Source organism: Flammeovirga sp. AWQ4_249 (genome assembly GCF_056161045.1).
In genome coordinates this window covers 27,128-52,764 of sequence record NZ_JBSWYJ010000037.1, presented here as the reverse complement: position 1 = coordinate 52,764, position 25,637 = coordinate 27,128, and the positions used below count along the sequence as shown (strand labels likewise).

Below are 25,637 nucleotides of genomic sequence, written 5' to 3'. Positions count from 1 at the left end.
GGGATTTATTTTAATATTGAATGATTTTATACAATAATAATAGCTTAAACGTGCATTTTTTCAGAAAATGAAAACGTTTAGGACACTATTGATAATAAACATAATTATTATAAGATTTCATTGTATTTATCATTAATCAATTTGACTTATTCATCTAGTGTTATTTAACATTGCAACAAATAAATTTCGAAGGCTATAACGATTTCTAATTAAAGCTAACAAACCAATAGTCTACTTGAAGAAACTTTCAATATCAAAATGCAACTTTTTAAAGAACAACGTATTGAACTTGAAAAATTGATTGAAGCAAAACTTCCCAAAAAGATGATTGCTTTAGCTCTTGGTGTACATATTTCTACCATCTATAGAGAAATCAAAAGAAATAGTATGGACGGTAAATACGATGGCAAAAAAGCACATGAATTAGCATTGGCAAGAAAGAAAGTTATCGGAAGTTTTAGAAAGTATAAAAGGAAAAACACCCAAAAAAGGAAAAACGAATATGAGCTTTATGCTGATCGGAGATATATTTATTGGTACTCTGATACTCCTCGAAGAAGACAAAAATACTTCTTTTTGATCTATCCTAAAAAGTACTGGAAATTGAATCGGTACAAACTTAGATTAGGGTTGGAAAAGATATTTCATTATAAAAATGATATCGAACTTTTAGATCAGTTGGTGAGATTCGAAGAGAAACGTTGGGAATTGGAAAAGAAACAGATTCAACAACGAAAAGAGTTATCAAACACAAAACCTAATTTAAAAACAATCAAAATACATACACGTAAAAAGGTGGTGGCTTAATTCTCATACCCCATTTTTAGATTTACTGTAAAAATTTCAAAAAACAACTCTCCATAAGTAGTTACAAAAACTATTTTATGGAGAGTTTTTCATTTTGCCTGTTTTCATACATTCATTTTTTTGAAGATTTTGTTTAAAAATCCATTTTATCGACTGTTTTCGCATTTGCTCACGATTTCTCGCGTAATTTTTTTTCAGAATTATTTTTTTGAGTGTTGAAGAGAATTGCATTAAACATTTTCTTCATGATTTATACTCAATTCTGTCTTGGGTTAGTTTGAATATTTACTGATAATTAGGTTTTTACTCTATGAAAGGTTTGTAAATGAAACAAGCAAATCTATGTAAAAGTAGATTGGCTTTTTTTGTTGTTTTAAGTTGGAAATTTATTCAATGTGCTAGTTTGTAGTTACGCTTACCCCCACTGTTCTAAGTAACGCCTACGGCTTGATACTTAGATCAGTGGGGATCAATAAAGTTATTTCAGGACTTTACATTATACTTTTCTCTAAAGATATTAAATAAATCTTGTTGACTTTCTGGGTTAAAAATAATGTTTGCTATTTCTTCCTTTCGAAATTCGTTATATAAACCCTCAAAAACTTCATAGCCAAGTTCATAACAATATTTTTTGAATAATTTAAAGTCTATTTCGTCGTTTTCGTAAAAAAAATTTATAAGAATTTCTATTACCAAATCAGAAATATTTTTACTAAAAAATTGCTCCTCATCTCCAAGAGCAAGATAATTTATTGAATTATTATTTTTAGAATAAAAATAAAATAGATCAAAGTTAGAGTTTCTTGATATTAATATTTTGTCATTATTCATATTAACATACCCTTCTACTTCTTCAGTTTCTAAAACAGGGTAAAAATCCACCATATCATAGAAATCTGAGCTCATCCCTTTGAATTTTATTATAAAATCTGAAATTTCTTTTTCCATATTATTCTATTTTTTGGATCAATTTCCACCACTATTCTAAGTATGAAGCCGTAGGTGTTAGCTAGAACTGCGAGGGAGAAATTACATTGATATATCTTCTACTGACAACAAGGAATAGGTGGGGGAAAATGATCTGCCTTTTATTCTTTTGCCTTAATATTGTAATGTTTCTTTTTATCAACAGTTACATATTCAATATACCTTAGATAATCTAAATTACCATCTTCGAAATAAGATTTTCTAATCACAGTCAATGTGGTTAAATTAGGTAATTCTTTTACGAAAGAAGCTGATGGCACTATTGAACTATCTATAAATAGTAAAACTGTGTAATTTCTTGATAATCATCAGTACTTTCATGAACTCCAGATAAGTCATTTTTCATATCATGTTCAAGGCTTGAAGGCTCTACAGCTCTCCAAAAGATTATTTGTAATCTAGGATATGAATAAACATATGGATATTCATGATCATTCTTATCAATCTTTCCATATTGATTTAGATGGCTTTGTATCTCAGTATCTTTTAGATTAAATAAATTAAGTTTATCAATTATAATTTCTAGATCGGGGTCATTGGAGAATTGAATAAAACAGATTTTATTTTTACTATTCATTTCGATACTTAAACTATTATTCAAGTAATAATATGTATTATTAAGGCTATGAGAACATTCACCAAGTATATTATCTAATTCTGATTTATCCATACCTAATTTAATAGGTCCAAAGCCTTTTGTTAATTCAATTATAAATTTTTTCATGAAAATATATTCGATTTATTAAGGAAGTTTTTTTTTAAGAAAATTCTCCTTTCTTAAAATTCCAATCATTTGTTCCATTTGGTAAAGATTCATCATCAAAGTATTTTACGAAATCAAATCTCCCCATATTGTTAAGAGTAGTTTCTATTTTATCTAAAAATAACTCAAAATAATCTTCAAATGAATTTGATATAAAAGTTATCTGATCTTTTTCTCTGACTGCAATTTTAATATATTCATTATTTTCATCAATATGAAATCCATACTCTAAACCAATAGTTGTTGTAATAAAAGCAATGTATTTACCTTTTAAACTTGGATGTTCCTTCCACAGCGATAAATTGTATTGCAAAATATTAGCCATTTTCCTATTGTTAATCGACATAAAACAATAATCAATAAAGCTTATTCCATTACTATAGATAAAAATTTCTTTTAATAATCCATTAAATTTCATCCCTAGTATGTTTTCTATTTTTTCAAACAATTCAACATTATCTACCCCATTATAGGTCTTTATTCGATTCGCGTGAGTGAGATGAAGACTTTTAACCTTATTTATTAGTTTATTCATAAATAAAAATTTTATAAAGAATTGATACTATTACCATAATGTTCTATTATATCATCCAACAATTTAGTAAAACTTTGCACTTGTTTATGAGTTGGATTTGGATATTTTGAACTCCTCATATCCCAAATCAGTATGATAACAGATTGATGAAAATCTTTAGAAGGGAGCTAATCTTGAAAAAATTGAGGACTTATTTCCTTTAATTTATTAAATGAAGATCTTAAATCTTTAATAAATGTTGAAATATCTTCACTCCTCAAATCTAAAATTAGTTTTTCCCAATTATTGTCTCTTATTAAATAAACAATAAACCCACCATCAATATCAAAATCTGGTTTCCATCCAAAATCAATAATATATTCTTCTTCATTATATTCAATCCAACCCATATCTTCTCTAAGTATATCAATCTGAGAATCTATAGATTTATTAAGGTCAACAAAATCATAACACCTTACTATCCTTTCCCTACTTCAAAAAATTGTTTTATTATCTCTTCCTTATTTCTTTCCATATTTTGTAGAACAACTTTCTCTGAAACACTTCTAACTATTATTAATATCCAATAAAAATTCACAAAAAAGACACCAAAGAGATTTTCCTTAATGCCTAATTTGATCTTATTAGTGTATCTATAATGCTTTTTTTACATTGATATCACTTTTTACTCTTTTACCCCAGCCTCTTCCATCGAGTGGTAACACATTGTTTTGTATTGCCCATAAATCCCATTTCTTTTTAAGGTTTTTGACGATGTCAGGTTTTTCTTCTGAAAGATCATGTTCTTCTGTTCTATCTACGGATAAATCGTATAATCTCCATTTACCTTCATACGTAGGTTGTTTTCCTTTTAGGGCTACTAATTTCCATTGACCATCAATGATCGCTCTGTCTGCCTCGTGTTCAAAATACATTGGACCTCTTTCGAAAGTTTCCCCTTCAAAAGCTTTTGTAATACTTCTTCCTTGATAATCTTTGATCAAATGTCCATTAAATTTATCAGGATATGAAGCTCCTGTTAGTTCCATCAGCGTTGGCATAATATCCAATACATGCCCCTGTTGTGTTGAGATAGTAGAAGCTTTGATTTTAGCAGGCCAATGTACAATCAATGGTGTACTAATACCTCCCTCGTGGTTGGAACTTTTGTATAATCTAAATGGAGTGTTACTCACATTTGCCCAGTTACGTCTATAACTTTGCTTGAATGTCTTCCCTCCTATATCTGTCATTTCACTTGCCTTTGTCAGCTTTCCTTCTGGCTCTTTGTTACCACCGTTATCGGATAAGAACATCACAATTGTGTTGTCTAGATCTCCTTTTTCTTTTAAGAAATCAATAATTTGACCTACACCTTGATCCATTCTGTCAATCTGTGCTGCATAAACTTCCATGTAAACTTCCCACATTGCTTTTTCTTCATCTGTCAGAGTATCCCAAGCTGGTATATCTGCAGGTCTTTTACTTAAAGCCCAAGCATCAGCCAGGCCTTGTTTCTTCATTTCTTCATAACGTTGTTGTCTGAAATGATCCCAACCTTTGCTGAACTTTCCTTTGTACTTTTTAATATCTTCCTTTAAAGCATGTAGCGGACGGTGTGGTGCATAGTGCGCTACATAAAAGAAATATGGTTGATCTCTTTTTGTTTCATAATGTTCCTTTAAAATATCAATTGTAGAAGTATTGATTGCTTCTGTAAGGTAAAAATCATCGGCAGGCTCTACAATTGTGTTTCCAGAAGTCAATGTATTAGGGTCATAGTATCCTCCACCTCCAGCAAGAATACCTTCGAATTCATCGAAACCTCTTTGCATTGGCCAGTTTGTACTATCACCACCTTTTACCATTGTTCTGTCATAGGTCAAATGCCATTTACCTGTCATATAATTGGCATATCCTGCTGACTTCAAAACTTGAGGGATTGTTACGCTATTTTGGCTAATCGCTCCTCTGTATCCAGGACGACCAAAATCAGAAGCCGTCATCCAACCTAAATCAGCTGCATGTGCATACAATCCTGTCATCAATGTTGCTCTTGTTGGACAACATCGTCCTGCATTATAAAATTGATTGAAGGTCATCCCTCCTTTTGCCAATTGATCGATGTTAGGTGTGTTTATCCCTGAACCCATGAAACCAAGGTCAGAGAATCCCATATCATCGGCCATGATTAATATAATATTAGGTTTCTTTTCTTTCTGCTCTGTTTTTACTGTTTCAGTCTGTGAAGATTTACAAGAAAAAACAAACCATGATAGTAAAGTAAAAAATATAATTCTTTTCATTTCTATTTCGATTGAGTGAAATTTAATTCTCAATGTAATGATAGCGGTTTACTTCTTGAATTTTGTGTACAAATTCGTCATTTTATTGTCGAAAAAGAATAATTAAAAAAATAGTAGGTATTTCGATCATTTAAAAATGGTTTATTCTTGTAAGCATTTGTTGAAAAGCTATTATTAATAATAAAAACAATCCACAATAAACTTATCAATTAATTTGTTAATAAATATTTAATATTTTTTTGGGTTTTTCTTGCATAATAAAAATACATTTTCAATATTTGAATATGAATCGTTAAGCAGTGCATCCCCTGCGGGGGATGTTCTATTAGAATTTCACAATTTTTTTGTGAAATTCTTTTTTTTTTGCTCATTTTTAATGAGTTAACTTCTATCTATACCTTATGAATACGTAATTAATTTCGCTATGAAATTATCTATTAATATCGCATTACTATTTATTATTCTCATTCTTCAGACTTCTAATTCATTTGGGCAGAAGTTTAAAAAAATGGAAAAAAATATTAAAGAGAAAGAATCCATTCCAAATGCTTACAATAACGATAACGAAGCTGATAATTCTTCTATGGAAGTCATTACTGAATTGATCACTATGTTATTGTATAGTTTTCCCAATGAAGATGACCTAAGAGAAGTATATGGCACTCCTCTACGTTTGTCAAAATATACCTATTCTGGAGCTTCAGATGGTAGATATACAAGAAATCCAGAAGAGAAAAGTTTCTTCGCTTGGGATCTTCAAGCCAATTATTTTTATGAAAGTAATTCGATTCAAGGCTTTCAAGCATTTACTAGAATCCAATTTATTCCAAAATTTAGTTTTGATATCAACTACTCTCATCTACAAGAAAAAGTCGTTAATGAAGACCCCTATTATTTTGACTTTTTACATGCTGATATAAGTTTTCATCGTTTTGCATTCACACGTTTCGACCTTTGGATAGGCACAGGTTTAACGAGTTTATGGTTAGAAGACAATTATACAGGATGGAATTTTAATATAGGATCTGAAATTTTCATCAAGAAACCTGTCAGCATTTATACGCACTGGTATTTTGGTGGATTGGAAGAAGTCAACTTTACAGAAGGAGCTATTGACCTTAAGGTTTACTTAAATCGTTGTAATTTATTTATCGGTTATCAATATTTTGAAGTGGCAGGTGTTGTCGTCCAAGGAGGCAGGGCTGGTCTAGGTTTTACATTCTAATTATTCTCAAATTTGATTATTAAATGTAATAGAAATCTTTTATTTTTAATAAAGAACAATGTACAACCAAAAACGTAACTTATGACTATTCAAGAAATTGCAAGTAGACTTGTAGAACTTTGTAGAAAAGGTGAATTTGATAAGGCACATGAAGAGCTTTATGCAGATGATTGTGTGAGTATCGAACCTGATGGTGCGCCTGTGAAAGAAGTAAGAGGTCGTGAAGGTTTAGCTCAAAAAGGGCTACAATTTATGGAAATGATGGAACCACATGCTTATGAAGTGTCAGATCCTTTGGTAGCAGATGATTTTTTCTCTTGTTACATTATGATGGATGCTACTTTCAAACCCACAGGTCAACGTTCACAAAGCAGCGAAATTGCGGTCTATGAAGTGAAGGATGGTAAGATCGTAAAAGAAGAATTTTTCTTTAAACCCGGAGGTGATATGTAAGATAAATGGCTACTTTATTTTTGAGGATAAAGTAGTCATTTTTTATAGACTAATTCCCACTCCAAATGATAAAGGATTAGCACTAGAACAACCTAATTTAATAAGAAGGAATTGATACTTCATGATTAAATCACCACCAACATCTGCCTTGGTAGTAGAGCCATCTTCACTTGAAAAGCGTTCACTATGAACACCTACTTTTGGTGAGATGAAAAATGATTTTCCCTCTGTATCATTAAAGACAGGAAGATAAATTGCATACCCCAAATGAGTAGACCACATTTCACGTGCATCTCCAAATAAAAAAGTACCATCCAATACAAAGTTTCTATACAATAATGATAGCGTTGGACCATACCCTTTAGGTGCTACTCCATCAAGGTTTTGGTTATTAGTACTCACATAAGATCCTCCTAATATAAAACCATTTAATTTAGTATGTTTTCTTATCGGATTGCCATCTAAACTTTGTGCAGAAGACGACAATGATAGAACTACTGTGATAATTAACAGAACGTATTTCATTAGTTTACTTCATTGATTTACAATAAACAGTAGTCGGATAAATGGATCGAAAGTCGTTTGCTTAGTTAAAGGTAAAAATAAAATAAATTATTATTTCTGTTTTAAAATTTATTCACAAGAAATCAATTTGAAATAAAAAAAGGATTAGACTTTTGCCTAACCCTTCTTTGCTTTTATTTACTTAAAATTAATATCCTAAAGCATCTAATACTTTAGCATTTAATCGTCTATTTTCACCTTTATAAGGATAGCAATGTATATGAATTGCCGGATTAAAATTCATTTCGATAATGGCATAATTTGAATCATTTGCATCCTCATTTATATCATCAATCATCATGTCTAATCCTGTGATTTTAACGTCCATTGCTTTAGCTGCTTCTACTGCAATTTTCTTATATGAATCAGGTATATCATCCGTAAAATCAATACTATCACCTCCCGTAGAGATATTTGAATTTTCTCTTAGATAGACTATCTCGTCTTTTTTAGGTACATAATCAAAATCAAATCCTTGTGTTTTCAAGAACATTTCTTCTGCTTCGCCTAGAGCAATTTTTTCTAATGGAGTTTTATATCCTTTTCCTCTTAGAGGATCTTTATTTTTCTCGATTACTAATTCTCTAACACTTGATGTACCATCTCCTAACACATTAGCAGGAACACGATGTAAAATACCAACTACTTCATCATTAATAATAAAAATTCGATATTCTTTACCTGTTACAAACTCCTCCACAAGGATAGAATTGTCATGCTCAAAAGCAATTTCAACGGCTCTATTGTAAAGGTCTACATCGTTATTGTCTTTTAAAATACTTATCCCAAGACCAAAATTGGTTGATTTTGGTTTGATTACAACAGACTGACCTTCATAAAATAAGAAATCACTTTTTGCCCTTTCTGCAGTAGTATACTGCTCCCCTTTTGGTGTTCTAATACCCACTTTTTCAATTACTTTCTTGGTCATGACTTTGTTTTCCATCATCAAAACACTTACGTAATTATCCAAAGAAGTTCGAGTGGCCTGCATTACATATTCTTCCTTACCACTTTGTTCTAATCGAACAAAATTTTCAGTACGATCCATGATTTCAAAATTGATCCCTCTTAATACCGATTCTCTTAAAATCAGTTGAGTCGAAAGCTCCATATCTTCCTTACCATGGAATTTGAATTGTACACCATCAGATGCTTTTTTATATTCTTTTGCTTTGCCTAAATGCCATTCGATGTATTCATGCCCTCGGATTGCTTTTAGTGTTTCACAAGCAGGTCTACTTTTAATATCTTCAGATAAATCCATTAATTTCTTGAAAGCAGAGCCATACGATTTCGGAGCAATGGCAATAAATGCATCTAATAAGTCAGCCGTTAACGATTTGATTTCCTCCTGTAAGTTTACTTCTTTCCCATCTACTACAATCTTTGCTTCTTCCGATAGTCCCTCTGAAGCTACCACCTCTTGATTATCAATGGCAGTTTTTTGTTCTTCAGCAGATAAGCTATTGTTTTCTTTAAATAAACAGTACAACAAGAACAAGTGAATGATTTTGGCTGCATCAACACTAATTCCAATTTTTTCATGCGGATCAAGATCAATCAAACGTACTTCTACATATTGTAATTTACCTTTGATTTCTTTCATACGAATTGGTGTATAATTTTCTTTCCAACTCGTAATAACCCCCTCTTCAACAGCTTTATTGATACTTTCTTTATAGCTCTTGAACGAAGTATAATCTAAAACTAAATCTTCATTATTTTTATAACCACAAACAGTTGAACGCATTGAAGTGGCATTATCAAAATGATGACTATCTTTTGTTGCTTTAGGTAATTCATCAATACAGCACTTCAAATATGAATTGTGTAAAGCAGGACTATTCCCTAAAATTGCCACTAAAAACCATCTATATTTTAAGAAATTTCGAGTGAGTTTAAGGTATAATTCTTCCTTAAAATCTTCATAAGAGATACTTTCCCCATGTTGTTGATATAAGAATTGTATGTTCTTTTCTTCTAAAGAAAAATTATAATGAATTCCTGATAACAACTGTTTTTTCTTCCCGTATTTTTCTGCTAAATGATTTCTATAATCTTCATTTTCCTTACCTTCTTCACCATAATTCGCAATTTGAATATCATCATCATTTTCAGGTAATTCTGGAGGTGTACTTTGCGGCCATAATAATTCATCTCCTAAATTTTCAGTAACCACATCATGAATTGTCTCTAAAAACCCGAGTGCTTCATCAATTGTTGGTAAAGCTGGAGTAATCATTTCGATTTGGCTCTCTGAAAAATCAGTCGTGATGTAAGGGTGTGTTAATTTATTTCCAAAAATAGCAGGGTGAGGTGTTCTCGCCATTTTGCCATCTGCTGAAATTCTAACGTTTTCTTTTTCTAATCCGAAATTACCATCAAAAAGTCTTTCCGATTTATTGTCTTTTAATATTGATTGTATCTTGTTCATAATATTTTGATTTATATTACGGTTGTAAGTGTCATTTTATTTTTAATGATATGATAGGCGATGGTTAGGGATAGGCAACGTAAAAATGTACTAATTGCGATAGCCATCCATATTCCATCAATACCAAATAATTCTTCTTGTGATAGGTATATTGCCATAGGTACACGTATCACTGTCATGGTAATATTTATAGAAGCTGGAATTTTTGTTTTTCCTAAACCATTGATAATGCCTGAAGTGACCATCTCTATACACATCAACATTTGTGATAATCCAATAATCTTTAGATAACTCACACCAATGGCAATAGTTGTATCCTCTGTTACAAACCATCTGACAAAAATTTCAGGCAGCGTATAAAATAATATCGTCATTGTCGTCCCCAATATTACAGCAATCATCATTGCTTTTTGATATCCTTCATTGACTCTTTTATATGCTTTAGCACCATAGTTTTGGCCTGTAAAAGATAGCATAGCTCCAGATAATCCACCTGTGATCATAAAGGTCATTGACTCGATTTGTAAACCAATTTTCTGTGCTGCAATTGCATCACTTCCCCATTGAGCAACAATTCTTGCCATGATGATACCTATCATTGTGAAGATGATACGTTGGATAGACGGGGGAATGCCCAAACGGACGATATTTTTTATTTCATCAAAAGAAACTTTAAACGGTTCTTCCCCAAAAAAGGCTTTTGAAGATCTTCTATAAAATAAAACAAAGGATAAAAGTTGTGCTAAAACTGTAGAAATTGCAGCACCTAAAACACCAAATTTGAAGACAAAAATGAATAAAGGATCAATGATAATATTGACCAAAACTCCAATCATTGTAATCTTCATCGGCGTTTTACTATCTCCCCTACTATTACTTATAGATGTAAATAAAAATACGGTATGAGAGAAAAATACGCCAAGACCTGAAAATCTTAAATAGGAAATTGACAAGCTTTCAACTTCCGTATTATTCAGGTTAAAAAAGCCAATTAAATAGTTCGGTATCAACTCTATCATCGTCAACATTCCAAGGAATAAAATACCTATCCCGATGTAGGACTCTCTACTAATTTTTTCAGCTCGTTTAAAGTTTTTTGCTCCAATTTGTTGAGAAACATAAATCCCTGTCCCAAGTATAAATACAGAAGAAAAGGCCCAACATAATTGTAGGAAAAAAGCAGCCGTTCCAACAGCGGCTACGGAGTTACTTCCCAGTTTACCTACCCAAATCATATCGGTGAAATTATAGGCAAACTGTAAGAAAGAAGTAGTTATAATAGGCAAAGCTAAGGTAACAATATTTCGTAATACATTACCTTTCGTTAAATCTTTCTTCATTAAAATAAATGATACACAATAGCAGAAACACTATTGCATCAGTTATTGCACTCTGCTACATTTAAAAATATGCACAGAAATAGACTTTCAATATTATTAAAATACGAAGATTAAAAGCAATAACCTGCTAACTAGAAATTAAATATTGGAAATAGAAAACTAAAAGTAATATATGTACAATTAAACATATAAAACCCTAGTTATTTAGGAGATAAATAGATTTATAGCAGTAGTTGACAAATCCAAAAGAGATATCCTTGATACTTTTTGGAGAGGACTTTATGGAAATCATCAAAGTGGGAACATTGAGGTGAAATACACGATGTTAAATGTCCAAAATAGTCCCATGAAATACCATTTGTTTGAAAATTAGAAATGAAAAAGGATGACGTACTTGAATTGAAACCTAATTCTGCATTTCTAAAAGGTAGCGGGTTGTTAGGTTGACAACATTTAGTACTTCCTTCTTTAGAAATTAGGAGTAATTCCTTTTCGATTTTTTGAGTATTATTTATTTTACAAGTAGAAGCACATCCTTTCTTTTCTACTTTTTCTTGAGAAAGAAAAAATAGCAAACATGATAGGAATACAATAGCTGTACTTGCAATATGGAATACTCGTTTATTCATCATTTCTAAATTGAAACGAAAGTAGTGAAAATATGTTCAATTTTGAATCTCATTTACGATTATTAAGTCAATTTAAATCGCATATAAAACAAACTCATCAGAAGATAAAAGAGAGTGTTGTCTTACATAAAACTTATAATCATCTCTTAATGATTTAATGTATTCAAAGATACTCGTTAGATGATCCAATGTATGATAAATGCAAATGGCCAACTTTGGTTTGTTTTTCAAAATTGTCTTTTTTGCCCCTTGTAATGCCTCTAACTCTGCACCCTCAATATCCATTTTAACAAAGGTAGCGTCACTACATATTTTGTCTATTTTCACTACTTGAATGGTTGTGTTCCCCACTTTTCCAATATGAGACGATAAGCCATTCCCATCATCAAAATATAATGTATCACTCTTTGAATAAAGGCCAAATTGAAGACATTCTATATTTTTCAACTCTTGACTAAATACAAATTTCTTTAAAGCCCGATTATTTGCTGTATCAGGTTCAAATGCATAATATTTATTGTATTTTGAATTCACAGCTTCTAAAAATTGCTTTAAGGTATCACCTGTATAAGCTCCTCCATCTACCACAATTTCATCCTCATTTAACGTTAAAATTTCAGGATCAAAATATTCCTTTTCATTGTAAACTTTTTCCAAAAATGAAAGATCCGCTGTCAACCTAGTATTACATATCGCAAGCAATGAATCTTTAGACTGTTGATCTTCTAGACACTTGTAGAAGTTTTCAAAAATAGTTTGATGTTCTATTATGTATTCTTTAGAAAGTTTTGGAGAAGTAAAATGAACAGGCGCATTGTCCCAAATTACAATTTGCTTTACTTGATCATTCGTAATAATTTCTTGCTTTGTTTTTAATAAACGAATGGCTATACCAGAAGCAGCTATGACAATAAATTTGGGGTATTTATTTGTGATGTCATGAAAAGTGAGTACTCCATCAATTTTATTTTGTGGACTATCAACATAGGGATCATCTACAAAGTAATCAGCTACTTCAAGTTCATTTTTACGTAGAAAGTCAGTAATATTAATAGCAACTTGTGTGGCACCATACAACACAAGTGGCAATTTTTCATTACTCATCTTCATTTCTTCAATAAAGGTATCTTGAAGATTACTATTTGACGTTAATTGATCTAAAAAACTCATTTGTAGACAACTTAATCGATTACCACTTCTAAAGTACTTACACCTCCACTGTGTTTTGTTACTTCGACTTTGGTACCTAAACGGTCATTTAATGTTTTAACATGAGAAATAACTCCAATCATTTTACCACCCGTTTGAAGAGAATTCAATGCATACATGACATCTTCCAAAGTGGTTTCATCCAACGTTCCAAAGCCTTCGTCAATGAACAATGAATCTATTTTGACATTCTTACTGGATAAATCTGAAAGACCTAAAGCCAGAGATAAACTGATCATAAACTTCTCACCTCCACTTGCTGTATGTACTGATCTTACCATATCTGCCAAATGATGATCTATCATTTCGAAGGTTAAAAAAGACTTTGGTTGAGCATTCTGATCAAACTGAATGGGTTTAAGTTTCAAGGTATAGCGATTATTCATTTTATTCAAGTGTCTATTGGCTAAAATGATTAAATTTTTTAAAGTTAGGTGTTGTGCAAACTTATTAAAGGAGTCATTTGTTCCTCCAAGTGCTGATTTTAGACGTGTCCACTTCAAATATTCTTTCTCCTGAATATCAATTTGTTTCACTAATTCTTCTTGATCTTTTCTTAATTCAGCATCTTTTGCCAATGTGGCAACACCTTTTCCTTTTTCTTCTGATAAAAGAGATTTTTTCGTTTCTAATTCTTCAACATTTGAAATGTAAGTTTCTAAAGATTCTTCAAAACCTTCTCGCTTTTTAGCTAAAGCAATAAGTTGTTTCTCCAACTGATGTTTTCGGCCATCCAACTTCAACGCTTCATCTTTAATACTTTTATGTAACTTAGAAAGTTGTTCAAACTCTTCTTCAGGGATTAATTTATTTCTAATCTCATCCAGTGAAGTAAATTCACTTTCCTTAAGCCACATTTCAATTTCTTGCTGATCTTTATAAAGGTTTTCTTGCGTTAGTACTACATTTTCTAGCACTATTTTTTCTTCCCCTTTTAACTTTTCAAGTTCTTTTTCAATTTCATTTAATGCTTTTTGATGATTATCTCTCTGATTAGTAGCTGAAGTTAAGGCATCATTAATGACATTATTCTCATTATTAAGGTCTACCGACCAATCTAAAAGGCTATTTCTGTCGTTTTTCAACTGATCTACTTTTTGCTGAAGTACATCCTTTTCGTTTTGAAGCTTCAGTAAATTTTCTTTTTCTAAGGTCAATGATTCTTCTTTTTCTTGAATCAAGACATTCAAAGTTTTATAATCATTTTCTTGTTCAACCAAGTTTTTTTGCTCTTTATCATATTTAGAACACCTTGTTTTTAAATCTTCAAAAGCATTTTGCCAATGATTGAAATCTGTAATATTAATCGCAAATACTTTCGCCTCTTCTCGTATTAATGTTAGATATTCTTCTTTTTTTAAATCAAGGGAATTGACCTCGGATTCAAGATCAGTAACATCCTTTTTCACACCTTTATAGTGCTCTCTTAGTTCCGCTACTTTAATTTGTAATTGATTTAATTCTTCTTTGGTTTGATCAACGACCTTAATTAATTCATCTCTTTGATTTCTTTTCTTCCTTACATCCGATATTTTCTCTTCTAAAGACTTTATAACTTCTTTTAGTTGATTTACCTGATTTGAAAAATATTCAATATCATGGATTGCAATATCCAAAGAAAGACCATTAAACTCCGATTGTATAGTATCTAAACTTTTGGTGAAATTTTGAATCTCCCCTTTTTTGAATTTTAATCCTTCTTCTGCTTTTAAAGCAACAATTCTTTTTTCTTGAAGCGTTTTTGAATGATTTTCTAAGATCTCATCTCTTTCTTGCAGTTCTTTTTCTTCTTTTGAAGTATCTAACTTTTCTTTATAGGTTGTGACAAAAGGATGTTCAGTAGAACCACATAAATTACACGCTACCCCTTCTTGTAGATTCTCTCGTTCCTTTTTAAAATTTAAAATCTTTTCTTCAAGGCGAATAATTCTTTGTTGATCATCTACACTTTTTTTAGCTTGTTCAACTTGTTTTTCAATAGCTAGAATTTCTTTCGATAGTGTAGTTATTTCATTAAAATAAAGCTTCTCTTCCTTCTCACAAGATTGTTTTTTTTCAGTAGTTGTGCCAAAATCGTTTGACAGCCTAAGTGCATTTTCCATCAAAATTAATGCATCTTTATTTGCCTCAAGGTCAATATTCGTTTTCTCATATAGATCTTCAACTTCTTTGAATGCCTCTAACTTTTGTTGTTGATTTTCTAAAGCCTGTTGTTTGACCTTATCTGCATTGATACTGTCCTTTCCTTTTCTTTCGATCCCTACTAAATCGAGTTTTACGCTTTCAAGTTTCGCTTTCTTTTGTTCATTAAGAGTTTGAGTAGAAGTCCATTCAGTGGTTATTTTTGTCCAATCTTCAAGCTTTAACTGAACATTTTCTAAGAATTTCTCTTGCTCCAATTTATTTTTTAAAAGGTCTAAAGATTCTTTCTTCTTCGTTCTATTATCTATATATCCTTTTATCTCTTGGGCATTTGATTCAATAGCATTTTTCTGCTCAATTTCTTTCGTTCTTATTCTTAATAGACTATCATTTTCAACTTTTAATGTAGTTTCTATTGCTGATGCTTTTTGAAAGACAGGAATCCATTTATCTAGATTTTCTTGTGCACTAGTCAATAAACTCTGGCTTTTCGTAAGAATTTCTTTATTAATTTTTTCTTTCGCAGAAATGTCATTGAGTTGTTTCTCTGTCTCTTTTTGTTGTTTTAATTGATATTCAAGTGTGACCTTATTATTATCTAAAGAATAAACCTTATTAGCAATAGATGAAAGTTGGGTAGCATCTTCATATCGAATTAAATCCTCATTATGTTCCTCTTTTTTGTCATTAAGCTGATTGCTTAAAGTAGATAGTTCTAACTCTTCTTGATGTGCTTTTTCAGTTTCTTGAAATACTGAGATAATCGAATTTAATCCAAGAATTTTATTTTGTATCGTTTTTTCCTCTTGAGGGATATTCTTTAGTCTTTTTTCTAGTTCAATTTTATGTTCTTCTGAAAGCAAATGATCCTCATTAATTTTTGCTTTTAAGTTTTCTAATTTCCCTTTTTCTACTCCCAATCGATTTTGAACTTCATAACCGATTTGTTTGTAAATACTTTCCCCTGTTATTTCTTGTAGAAGCTCCCCTTTTTTCTTTTCATCAGCATTCAAAAAAGAAGCAAAATCACCTTGAGCAATTAAAACTGATTTACAAAACTGTTCAAAAGATAGTTTTACAATTCGCTTGACTTCTTTTGTCATTTCAGTTCTAGTTGACGCTAAAATTTTCCCAGTATCGGGGCCAGACTGAACACTTAGTTCATATTCATCGATTTTCGTTTTTCGTTCTTTCAGATTTTTTGTCAAGACAGACATTGATCTGTAGGCAATATATATTACCCCTTCATTCTCAAATGTTACTCTAGCATATCCTATTGGTGTTCCTTTGGAGACTACATCATAAATAGTGCTTCCTTTTTGTAATCTTGCTACACGACCATAAAGCGCAATTGTTATCGCATCTAAAATTGTCGACTTCCCTGCCCCTGTTTTACCAGTAATCGCAAATAAATTTGTATCAATAAATTCTGGTGAAGTAAAATCAACAATAATAGGTTGATCTGACTTTAAACTATTGATATTCTGAAGTTCAATTTTTAGAATTTTCATGGTTTTATATTGAAAAAAGGAAGTTGGAACCTGTGGGTATTAAAAAGCAAAATACTACCTAAAAAACATATTAAAGGTACATTATTTTAATGAAAAATAAATGGTTTTTAGACTACAAAAAATTCACTTTTGAAGACAATAATTATTAAGTTATCACACTAACAAGTTTACACAAACCATACTTTATACAATTCTCCTAACACAATCTTTATTTGTTTCAATTTATAACTATGACATTTAATTGAATTAGAGTAAATTATAGTTTAGAAAAACCCAATAACTAAAACCCATAGAAATGTCTACATTGTCACATGACCGATTTAGTAAAGCTGCCTTACTATTGCTAGTAATTGGAATCACAGCTTTGTTTGGATGGATGGTCAGAAGTTTTTTCATTTCAATTTTAATGGCTGCGATATTTGCTGGTCTTCTTGCTGAGTCCTATGATAAAGTGCTGAATAAGATGAATGGCAAAAAGGGGAATGCTGCTGCAGTTACTTTACTGATCTTTGTTTTTGCCATACTTATACCCTTTTTTGGTGTTAGTGCTTTAGTGGCCAATCAGGTAATAAGTATGAGTAAATCTGTTGGTCCAGAAATTAAAGCATTTTTAGATCACCCCGATGCATTAGCAAAAAGTTTTTCTGACAACCCTTTACTTCATGCTGTTTTTCCTGATACCCAGGAACTAGTCAAAGTAATAAAAGATTTACTTGATAAAGCCATGCACGGTTTTGTAACAGGTATTTCAACGTTTTCTACTGGTGCTGCAAATTTTATTTTTCAACTCTTCATTTTCTTATTTGCCTTATACTATTTTCTAATTCATGGGCAGACATATTTAAAAAGAATTCTTTTCTACTTACCCTTGAAAAATGAAGAAGAGAAAATACTACTATCCAAGTTTGTAAAAGTTACACGGGCTACTCTTAAAGGAACAATCTTTATTGGGATGATACAAGGTGGCCTTGGGGGATTATCTATGCTTGCCGCAGGGGTTCCAAATGCATTATTCTTCGGTTTAGTCATGATCGTTACATCCATTATTCCAACACTCGGAACTGCAATAGTATGGGTGCCAGGAATGATTTACTTATTAGTTTCAGACCAACAAATAGCTGCAATAGGTTTGGCATTATTCAATGTCGTGATTGTGGGTAATATTGATAATGTTTTAAGACCTAAACTTGTCGGTAAATCAGCAGAACTTCCAGATATTATGATACTATTTGGAACATTAGGAGGGTTAGCATTATTTGGAATCATCGGTATTGTTATTGGACCGATTATCGCTGCTTTATTTATAAGTTTATGGCAAATTTATGGTCATGTATTTGATGATCATCTAGAAAAAGTAGAGCCTGATGAAATTGTTGACGTTATCCAAAGTGCCACCGAGGCAGTTGATAATTCCATGCTTGATGATTATGAGCAAAAAAGAGATGATGATAAAAGTGAATAGCTCTATTAAGAGGGTAAATATTTTATTTCAGGATTAAGTTTTTGAAGTAATTCAATGAACTCTTCCTTCCTTTTAGGAGAGATTAATACCGTATTATATTTTCCATATTTCACTTCTAATCGATCTAATGATAAAGCAGGTGAACTTAGTATAGATCTTGAATCTTTTAAAGAAATAATCTTTTCTATATCGACCTTTTGATGAACTAGTAATCCACTATTAATCAAAAGGTCTTTTTTATTGACGACATAATATGTCTTGAGATACAAATGCAAAACAAAGAGAAAACAAGGAACCATAATTATACTTGCCATCCATTGTTGAGCTATCACCAAAATAACAGTTGGTATTCCTATACTTAAGAAGACAAAAATGGCGAGAGAATAGCTGATTTTGGACTTGAATTTTTGAGTTTTCATACTTAAAACATTAAAATTTGACAATTTCAATTTACAAAATACACCTCATACATTCTAATTCAGAAAAAGTCACAATAATCTTCTAAATAAAAATTATCACTTAAAAAAACACCCTCAGAGCTTGGAATCGACATTTCTTAAAATTTTCAATTCTATATAACACGTTGTTGAGAATACGTCTTTTAATACGACATTATCTCATTTACGATACGACATTATTACATTTTTAGGGAGATTCTATTCAAATCAACAATTCTAAATCACTTTTATCTGCTATACTAGGAGTATGAAATGAATTACGACATTTATAATTTTGACATGAATAAGCTAAAATTTTTTCTATTCTTTTTAATTGCTACTACTAGCATTGCTCTATTTGCTTATACTTCTTCACAAAACAAAACCAATGATGATAAAATAGAAGCGTTGATTAATCAAATGACGCTGGAAGAGAAAGTGGGACAAATGACACAGGTGACCATCGAGGTAGTCTCGAAAGGAAATGGTCCTTTTAATATGATAAAACCATGGTCACTAGATCAAGAAAAACTTAAAGATATTCTTCTCAATCACCATGTAGGGTCTATACTTAATACCGGAGGTATTGTAAGAACACCTGAAGAATGGAATAAAGTCATAAACCAAATACAAGAGATTGCTACAAAAGAATCAAGGCTTAAAATACCTGTGTTGTATGGTATTGATGCTATTCATGGTATGTATGGAGCGGGTGCAACAATGTACCCACAAGAAGTGAGTATGGCAGCAACATGGAACCCTGAAATGGTTATTAAAACTGCACAAATTGGAGCCTATGAAGCGCAAGCCTCAGGTATTCCTTGGACTTTTAACCCAACATTAGACTTAGGAATTGACCCTCGTTGGCCAAGAATGTGGGAAAGTTATGGAGAAGATCCATATGTTCAATCTGTAATGGGGCAAGCTGCTGTTAAAGGATTTGAAGGTGATGATATTAGTAGTCCAGTACATGTTGCCTCTTGTTTGAAACATTATGTAGGATATGGAGCTCCAAAAAGTGGGAAAGACCGAACTCCAGCCTGGATTCCTGAACCTTTTTTAAGAGAGTATTTCTTACCTCCTTTTGCTGCAGCAGTAAAAGCAGGCGCTAAAACAGTAATGGTCAATTCTGGAGAAGTGAATGGAATGCCCGTGCATGCTAGCAAAAAATTGCTTAAAGATATTCTACGTGGTGAGATGGGATTTGAAGGTGTTATTGTAACGGATTGGTATGACATCAATAACCTAGTGGAAAGACACCATGTAGCTGCGAATAAAAAAGAGGCTGTAAAACTCGCTATTGATGCTGGAATTGATATGTCGATGGTTCCTTATGATGTTGATTTTTGTAAAGATCTTATTGAGTTAGTGAATGAAGGTCAAATTTCAGAAAAGAGAATAGATGAATCTGTTCGACGTATTCTAAAATTAAAAGAAGAATTAAATCTGTTCGAAAAGCCAACAACTGATTACAAGGATTATCCAGAATATGGAGGAAAAAAGCATCATCAATTAGCGTATGAAGCAGCAACACAATCCATTACATTACTAAAAAATAATCAAGATATTTTGCCACTTAAGAAAGGTGCAAAATTATTAGTAACAGGTCCTAATGCTAATGCAATGCGACCGCTAAATGGTGGATGGACTTACACATGGCAAGGAGAAGAATCTAATAAACATGCTAAGGAGCATAATACGATATATGAAGCCTTACAAAAACACTCTGAAAATATCACTTTTGTGGAAGGTGTAAAATATCCAGAAGGAAGCGGTTCATATAAAGAAGATAAACTTGTAAATATTGAAAAAGCTGTTGCTGCTGCCAAAAATGTAGATTATATCATATTATGTATTGGTGAAAATTCATATACCGAAAAGCCTGGCGATTTAGATGATCTCACATTATCTGCAAATCAACTTCTACTAGCTGAAAAATTAATTGAGACAAAAAAACCTATCATACTTGTGTTAAATGAAGGTAGACCAAGAATTATTTCAAGTATCGAAGAAAAAATGGAAGCTGTAGTTCAACTCTACCTTCCAGGTAATGAAGGTGGTAATGCTTTTTCTGATATCCTTTTTGGTGATATTAATCCTTCTGGAAAACTACCTTATACCTATCCACGTTTTGTGAATGACTTGGTTCCTTATTACCATAAATTCTCTGCATCAACAGCCCATAATGATGGAAATATCAATAATAATCATGATATAAAATCACAATATCCATTTGGATTCGGACTAAGCTATACCACTTTTGAATATGCTGATTTAAAGCTGTCTGATGAGTTTATTTCAACAGATGAAAAATTAGAAGTTAGTATCAAAGTAACCAATACAGGAGATAGAGAGGGTGATGAAGTAGTGCATTTATATACAACTGATCTTGTTGCTTCATTAACGCCTTCTGTCAAAAGACTTAGACGCTTCGAAAGAGTACACTTGAAAGCAGGTGAATCAAAAACAATTTCATTTATGATAGATAAAGATGATTTATCATTTATAGGTCATGATAATAAACCAATTGTGGAAGCTGGTGAATTTATCATCAGTTGTGGACAACTATCAGGCAAATTCAATCTATCTGATACAAAACAACTTTAATAAAAACTTACAATGGAAACGAATAGCAAAACTACTAACCAAAAAATCTCGATTGGCGAAAAAATTGGCTATGCCCTAGGAGATGGGGCTGCCAATATTGCTTGGAGAGGTGTTGCAACCTTTTTATTTATTTTTTACACAGATGTATTTGGCATTGCGCCAGCTGCTGTAGCTATGCTGATGCTCGTCGCTCGTTTTAGTGACGGAGTCAGTGATATTTTTATGGGTGTCGTTGGTGACCAGACCAAATCTAAATATGGTAAATTCAGACCATGGATTCTATGGACTGCACTTCCACTAGCAGGTATTCTAGCATTGTTATTTACAACACCTGATTTCACGTATGAAGGGAAAATATTCTATGCTTATGTAACCTATATATTATTTACACTAATCTATACGGCTAATAATATCCCTTATGGTGCTTTAATGGCCGTAATGACGGGAGATGATAAAGAAAGAACTTCAATTGGAAGTTTTAGAATGGTGGGAGCATTTACTGGAGGCATGATAGTACAAGGTGCTTTATTGTATTTAGTGGCTAGTTTTGGTAATGTAAACCCTAACATACATTTAGAACAATTAACCTCTGATAGTTACTTGGTTACAGTGTCAGCTCCAACGGATGTCCCGAATGCAAATATCAAAACAGAAAATGGAATTGCTACATTCAAGTGGGAAGATTACAATCATGAAGATCAAACTGTAACGCATGGCAAAAGCTTTATGATGGAAGCTGATTTTGAATATACTTTTATGGTAGAAGGAGAAGAAAACTTAACGATAGAAAGTATTTCTGTAATCAATCAAAAGAAAGGATACAGTTCTTCTATTTACATAATGAGTGCTTTCCTCGCTTTATTCATGATCGTCACATTCGCGACCACTAAAGAAAGAGTTGCGCCTCCAAAAACACAGAAGACAGATATCAAGAAAGATTTTAAAGATTTGATAAATAATCGTCCTTGGTTGATTTTATTAGTGATTGGTTTATTGTTCAATATCTATAATTCTATCAAACAAGGAATCGTTGTGATCTATTTCACACATTATCTTAATGATCAATTATTAGCTGCTTCTTATATGGTAGCGTTAACTTTAGCATCAATTGGAGGAGCTATGATTACGTCTACTTTAGGTGAAAAGTTAGGGAAAAAGAAACTATTTATTTATGCCTTAATTTTCTCTGCAGCTGTTAATGCATTAATTGTATTCTGTGGAAAAACAGATATTGCTGCAATTTTCACTTTAGGTGTTATATCTGAATTTGCCTCTGCAATTTTCCCTACTTTATTCTTTACAATGTTGGGTGATGCTGCTGATTATTCAGAATATAAAAATGGCAGAAGGGCGACAGGTCTTGTTTACTCTGCAGGCTCATTTGCTACCAAATTTGGTGGTGGTATTGCTGCCGCAATTACTGGTTTTGTTTTAAGTTTTTACAATTATGATGGAACCGACTTAACTTCTATCGTAGGTGCTATTCCTGGTATTATTATGTTAATGAGTTGGGTACCTGCGATTGTAGCTATTGTTGCTGCCACTTTAATGAGCTTCTACCCATTAGATGATGCTTACTTGGCAAAAATGAATTCTGAATTAAATAACAGACGTCAAGAAGAAGAAGCTGTACCAGCTGAAGCTCTTTTAGAAGACGTATTATAATATAAACTACAACAACTATGTCTAAAACTGATAACAAAAAATTTGGCTATTTCGATGATGTAAACAGAGAATATGTCATCACGAGCCCAGCTACTCCATTTCCTTGGATCAATTATTTAGGTAATGAAGACTTCTTCTCTTTAGTATCCAATACTGCAGGTGGTTATTCTTTCTACAAGGATGCCAAGTTTAGAAGATTGAATAGATACAGATATAATAACGTCCCAATGGACAATGGTGGTCGCTATTTTTATATCAAAGAAGGTGATACAATATGGTCGCCAGGTTGGAAGCCTGTCAAAACCGAATTAGACCACTATGAATGTAGACATGGTCTCAGTTATACGACTATAAAAGGTGTAAAGAATGGCTTATCATCTGAAGTTACTTTCTTTATTCCACTTGGTCATTGGTGCGAAATTCAAAAGATGACCTTAAAAAATGAGAGTGCTGAAAAGAAAACTTTTAAGTTATTCTCATTTAATGAATGGTGTTTATGGAATGCTGAAGATGATCAAAACAACCTTCAACGAAACTTATCTACAGGTGAAGTTGAAATTGACGGCTCAACATTATATCATAAAACAGAGTATAAAGAAAGAAGAAACCATTATGCCTTTTATCATTTAAATAGTGAGATTGATGGTTTTGACACAAATAGAGAATCATTTATTGGATTATATAATGAATTCTCAAATCCTCAGGTAGTATTAGAGGGTACTCCTAGAAATTCCGAAGCACATGGATGGTCACCTATCGCTTCTCATTATAAAGAAATTACTTTAGAAGCTGGCGAAAGTACTGACTTAATTTTTGTATTAGGTTATATTGAAAATAAAGAAGAAGAAAAGTGGGAAAGTAAAGGAGTTATCAATAAAACAAAAGCAAAAGCGCTAATTGCTAAATTTGATACTGTTGAAAAAGTAGATAAAGCATTGGCTGAATTAGCAGATTATTGGTCTAATTTATTATCTATTATTTCGTTAGAACATGAAGATGATCGTTTGAATAGAATGGTTAATATTTGGAACCAATACCAATGTATGGTAACATTCAATATGTCAAGATCTGCATCTTTCTTTGAAGTAGGCATTGGTCGTGGAATGGGATTCAGAGATTCTAATCAAGATCTTATAGGTTTTGTACATCAAGTTCCAGAAAGAGCACGTGAAAGAATTATTGATATTGCTTCAACGCAATTCCCAGATGGTGGTTGTTATCATCAATACCAACCGCTGACAAAAAGAGGAAATGATGCGATTGGTGGTGGTTTCAATGATGACCCGATGTGGTTGATTTTAGGTACTGTAAGTTATATCAAGGAAACAGGAGATTTCTCAATCCTTGATGAGATGGTTCCTTTTGACAACAATCCTGATCTAGCACAAACCTTATTCGATCACTTGACGATTTCATTCAATCATGTGATTAATAATCTTGGACCAAATGGATTACCTTTGATTGGTCGAGCGGACTGGAATGATTGTCTTAATTTAAACTGTTTCTCTACAGATCCGAATGAATCATTCCAAACAACAGAAAACAATACAGAAGGGTCTAAAGCTGAATCATTGATGATTGCAGGATTATTTGTGGTGTATGGCAATGAGTATATTAAGTTATGTAATGAGTTAGACAAAACGGATGAAGCAATCCGTGCGACTTCATTTGTCAATGCAATGAAAGAAGCTGTTAAAACAAAAGGTTGGGATGGTGAATGGTTCCTTCGTGCTTATGATTATTATGGTAATAAAGTAGGTTCTGACGAAAATGAGGAAGGAAAGATCTTCATCGAATCACAAGGATGGTGCTCAATGGCTGAGATTGGATTGGAAGAAGGAATGGTAGAAAAATCTTTGAATAGTGTAAAAGAAAGACTGGACACACCTTATGGTATTGTCTTGAATAACCCTGCCTTTACTGAGTACAAGATTGAATATGGTGAGATTTCTACTTACCCTAAAGGTTACAAAGAAAACGCAGGAATATTCTGTCACAATAACCCTTGGATTATCATTGGTGAAACAAAATTAGGTCGTGGTGATCATGCTTTTGATTATTTCAAAAAGATCTGCCCTTCTTATTTGGAGGAAATTCAATCATTACATAAAGTAGAACCTTATGTGTATTGCCAAATGATTGCGGGAAAAGATGCATACATTCCTGGTGAAGGAAAAAACAGTTGGTTATCAGGAACTGCTGCTTGGAACTTTTATACTTTAATGCATTACATCTTAGGTGTACAGCCTGAATATAATGGTTTAATGGTCGATCCATGTATTCCAAAAGATTGGAAGAAATATACTGTCAATAGAAAATTCAGAGGAGGTAATTATCAAATCACGATTAATAATCCTCATGGTGTTTCTAAAGGTGTCAAAGAAATTTTGGTAAATGGAGAAACCATTGAAGGAAACATTATACCTCATCTTGGAGAAGGAGATCATGTCGTTGATGTGATTATGGGAATTGATGAATCTTTAAATGAATCCTCTCTATCATTAGAGCAATCAGAAATTTAATAAGAGACAAATATTCGATTTTATCATAGTCTTAGGTTACCTGTTTTTGACAGGTAG

20 protein-coding genes are annotated in these 25,637 nt (G+C 32.1%); 7 read left to right on the top strand and 13 right to left on the bottom strand.

The window, feature by feature from the left end:
- Positions 1-258 precede the first annotated feature (258 nt).
- A complete protein-coding gene (locus ACXAHM_RS20490; protein WP_474964072.1) occupies positions 259-807 on the top strand; it encodes a helix-turn-helix domain-containing protein in 549 nt (182 codons plus the stop codon).
- A 483-nt stretch (positions 808-1,290) separates the two neighbouring features.
- On the opposite strand, the gene ACXAHM_RS20485 is transcribed toward ACXAHM_RS20490, so the two are convergent.
- The 6 genes from ACXAHM_RS20485 to ACXAHM_RS20460 all read right to left on the bottom strand — a co-directional run bounded on the left by ACXAHM_RS20485 (position 1,291) and on the right by ACXAHM_RS20460 (position 5,377).
- On the bottom strand, positions 1,291-1,755 hold the full coding sequence (locus ACXAHM_RS20485; protein WP_474964070.1) for a hypothetical protein: 465 nt from the start codon (positions 1,753-1,755) through the stop codon (positions 1,291-1,293).
- Between the two features lie 140 nt (positions 1,756-1,895).
- On the bottom strand, positions 1,896-2,054 hold the full coding sequence (locus ACXAHM_RS20480) for a hypothetical protein (RefSeq protein WP_474964068.1): 159 nt from the start codon (positions 2,052-2,054) through the stop codon (positions 1,896-1,898).
- A gap of 11 nt (positions 2,055-2,065) precedes the next feature.
- Complete coding sequence (locus ACXAHM_RS20475) at positions 2,066-2,518, bottom strand: hypothetical protein (RefSeq protein ID WP_474964066.1); 453 nt, start codon at positions 2,516-2,518, stop codon at positions 2,066-2,068.
- A gap of 34 nt (positions 2,519-2,552) precedes the next feature.
- Positions 2,553-3,092 carry a hypothetical protein gene (locus tag ACXAHM_RS20470; RefSeq protein WP_474964064.1) on the bottom strand — a complete coding sequence of 180 codons (540 nt, stop codon included), beginning with the start codon at positions 3,090-3,092 and terminating at the stop codon, positions 2,553-2,555.
- 167 nt (positions 3,093-3,259) lie between these two features.
- Positions 3,260-3,481, bottom strand: a complete 222-nt coding sequence (locus ACXAHM_RS20465; RefSeq protein WP_474964062.1) for a hypothetical protein — start codon at positions 3,479-3,481, stop codon at positions 3,260-3,262.
- Between the two features lie 243 nt (positions 3,482-3,724).
- On the bottom strand, positions 3,725-5,377 hold the full coding sequence (locus ACXAHM_RS20460) for an arylsulfatase (RefSeq protein WP_474964060.1): 1,653 nt from the start codon (positions 5,375-5,377) through the stop codon (positions 3,725-3,727).
- A gap of 424 nt (positions 5,378-5,801) precedes the next feature.
- On the opposite strand from ACXAHM_RS20460, the gene ACXAHM_RS20455 reads away from it, so the two are divergent.
- The gene (locus tag ACXAHM_RS20455) at positions 5,802-6,602 is read left to right on the top strand and encodes a hypothetical protein (RefSeq protein ID WP_474964057.1); all 801 of its coding nucleotides are present in this window, start codon (positions 5,802-5,804) and stop codon (positions 6,600-6,602) included.
- 81 nt (positions 6,603-6,683) lie between these two features.
- Positions 6,684-7,055, top strand: coding sequence for a SnoaL-like domain-containing protein (locus tag ACXAHM_RS20450; protein WP_474964055.1), 372 nt, complete (start codon positions 6,684-6,686; stop codon positions 7,053-7,055).
- Between the two features lie 42 nt (positions 7,056-7,097).
- Here ACXAHM_RS20450 and ACXAHM_RS20445 read toward each other — a convergent pair whose 3' ends face one another.
- The 6 genes from ACXAHM_RS20445 to ACXAHM_RS20420 all read right to left on the bottom strand — a co-directional run bounded on the left by ACXAHM_RS20445 (position 7,098) and on the right by ACXAHM_RS20420 (position 16,887).
- On the bottom strand, positions 7,098-7,580 hold the full coding sequence (locus ACXAHM_RS20445; RefSeq protein WP_474964053.1) for a hypothetical protein: 483 nt from the start codon (positions 7,578-7,580) through the stop codon (positions 7,098-7,100).
- A 187-nt stretch (positions 7,581-7,767) separates the two neighbouring features.
- Complete coding sequence (gene gshAB, locus ACXAHM_RS20440) at positions 7,768-10,056, bottom strand: bifunctional glutamate--cysteine ligase GshA/glutathione synthetase GshB (protein WP_474964051.1); 2,289 nt, start codon at positions 10,054-10,056, stop codon at positions 7,768-7,770.
- Between the two features lie 11 nt (positions 10,057-10,067).
- Positions 10,068-11,396, bottom strand: a complete 1,329-nt coding sequence (locus ACXAHM_RS20435) for an MATE family efflux transporter (RefSeq protein WP_474964049.1) — start codon at positions 11,394-11,396, stop codon at positions 10,068-10,070.
- A gap of 221 nt (positions 11,397-11,617) precedes the next feature.
- A complete protein-coding gene (locus tag ACXAHM_RS20430) occupies positions 11,618-12,028 on the bottom strand; it encodes a hypothetical protein (protein WP_474964047.1) in 411 nt (136 codons plus the stop codon).
- A 69-nt stretch (positions 12,029-12,097) separates the two neighbouring features.
- A complete protein-coding gene (locus ACXAHM_RS20425; protein WP_474964045.1) occupies positions 12,098-13,195 on the bottom strand; it encodes an FkbM family methyltransferase in 1,098 nt (365 codons plus the stop codon).
- Positions 13,196-13,206: 11 nt separating this feature from the next.
- On the bottom strand, positions 13,207-16,887 hold the full coding sequence (locus ACXAHM_RS20420; RefSeq protein WP_474964041.1) for an AAA family ATPase: 3,681 nt from the start codon (positions 16,885-16,887) through the stop codon (positions 13,207-13,209).
- 295 nt (positions 16,888-17,182) lie between these two features.
- Between ACXAHM_RS20420 and ACXAHM_RS20415 the strand changes: the two genes are divergently transcribed.
- The gene (locus ACXAHM_RS20415; RefSeq protein ID WP_474964039.1) at positions 17,183-18,349 is read left to right on the top strand and encodes an AI-2E family transporter; all 1,167 of its coding nucleotides are present in this window, start codon (positions 17,183-17,185) and stop codon (positions 18,347-18,349) included.
- Positions 18,350-18,354: 5 nt separating this feature from the next.
- On the opposite strand, the gene ACXAHM_RS20410 is transcribed toward ACXAHM_RS20415, so the two are convergent.
- Positions 18,355-18,768, bottom strand: coding sequence for a PH domain-containing protein (locus ACXAHM_RS20410; RefSeq protein WP_474964036.1), 414 nt, complete (start codon positions 18,766-18,768; stop codon positions 18,355-18,357).
- Positions 18,769-19,086: 318 nt separating this feature from the next.
- Between ACXAHM_RS20410 and ACXAHM_RS20405 the strand changes: the two genes are divergently transcribed.
- The 3 genes from ACXAHM_RS20405 to ACXAHM_RS20395 are packed head-to-tail and all read left to right on the top strand — an operon-like array spanning position 19,087 to position 25,580.
- Positions 19,087-21,393 carry a glycoside hydrolase family 3 N-terminal domain-containing protein gene (locus ACXAHM_RS20405; protein ID WP_474964034.1) on the top strand — a complete coding sequence of 769 codons (2,307 nt, stop codon included), beginning with the start codon at positions 19,087-19,089 and terminating at the stop codon, positions 21,391-21,393.
- A gap of 12 nt (positions 21,394-21,405) precedes the next feature.
- Entirely contained in the window at positions 21,406-23,058 is a 1,653-nt protein-coding gene (locus tag ACXAHM_RS20400) for an MFS transporter (protein ID WP_474964032.1), read from the top strand.
- A gap of 17 nt (positions 23,059-23,075) precedes the next feature.
- Positions 23,076-25,580: a glycoside hydrolase family 94 protein gene (locus tag ACXAHM_RS20395; protein WP_474964030.1), complete on the top strand. Its 2,505-nt coding sequence runs from the start codon at positions 23,076-23,078 to the stop codon at positions 25,578-25,580.
- Positions 25,581-25,637: the final 57 nt, after the last annotated feature.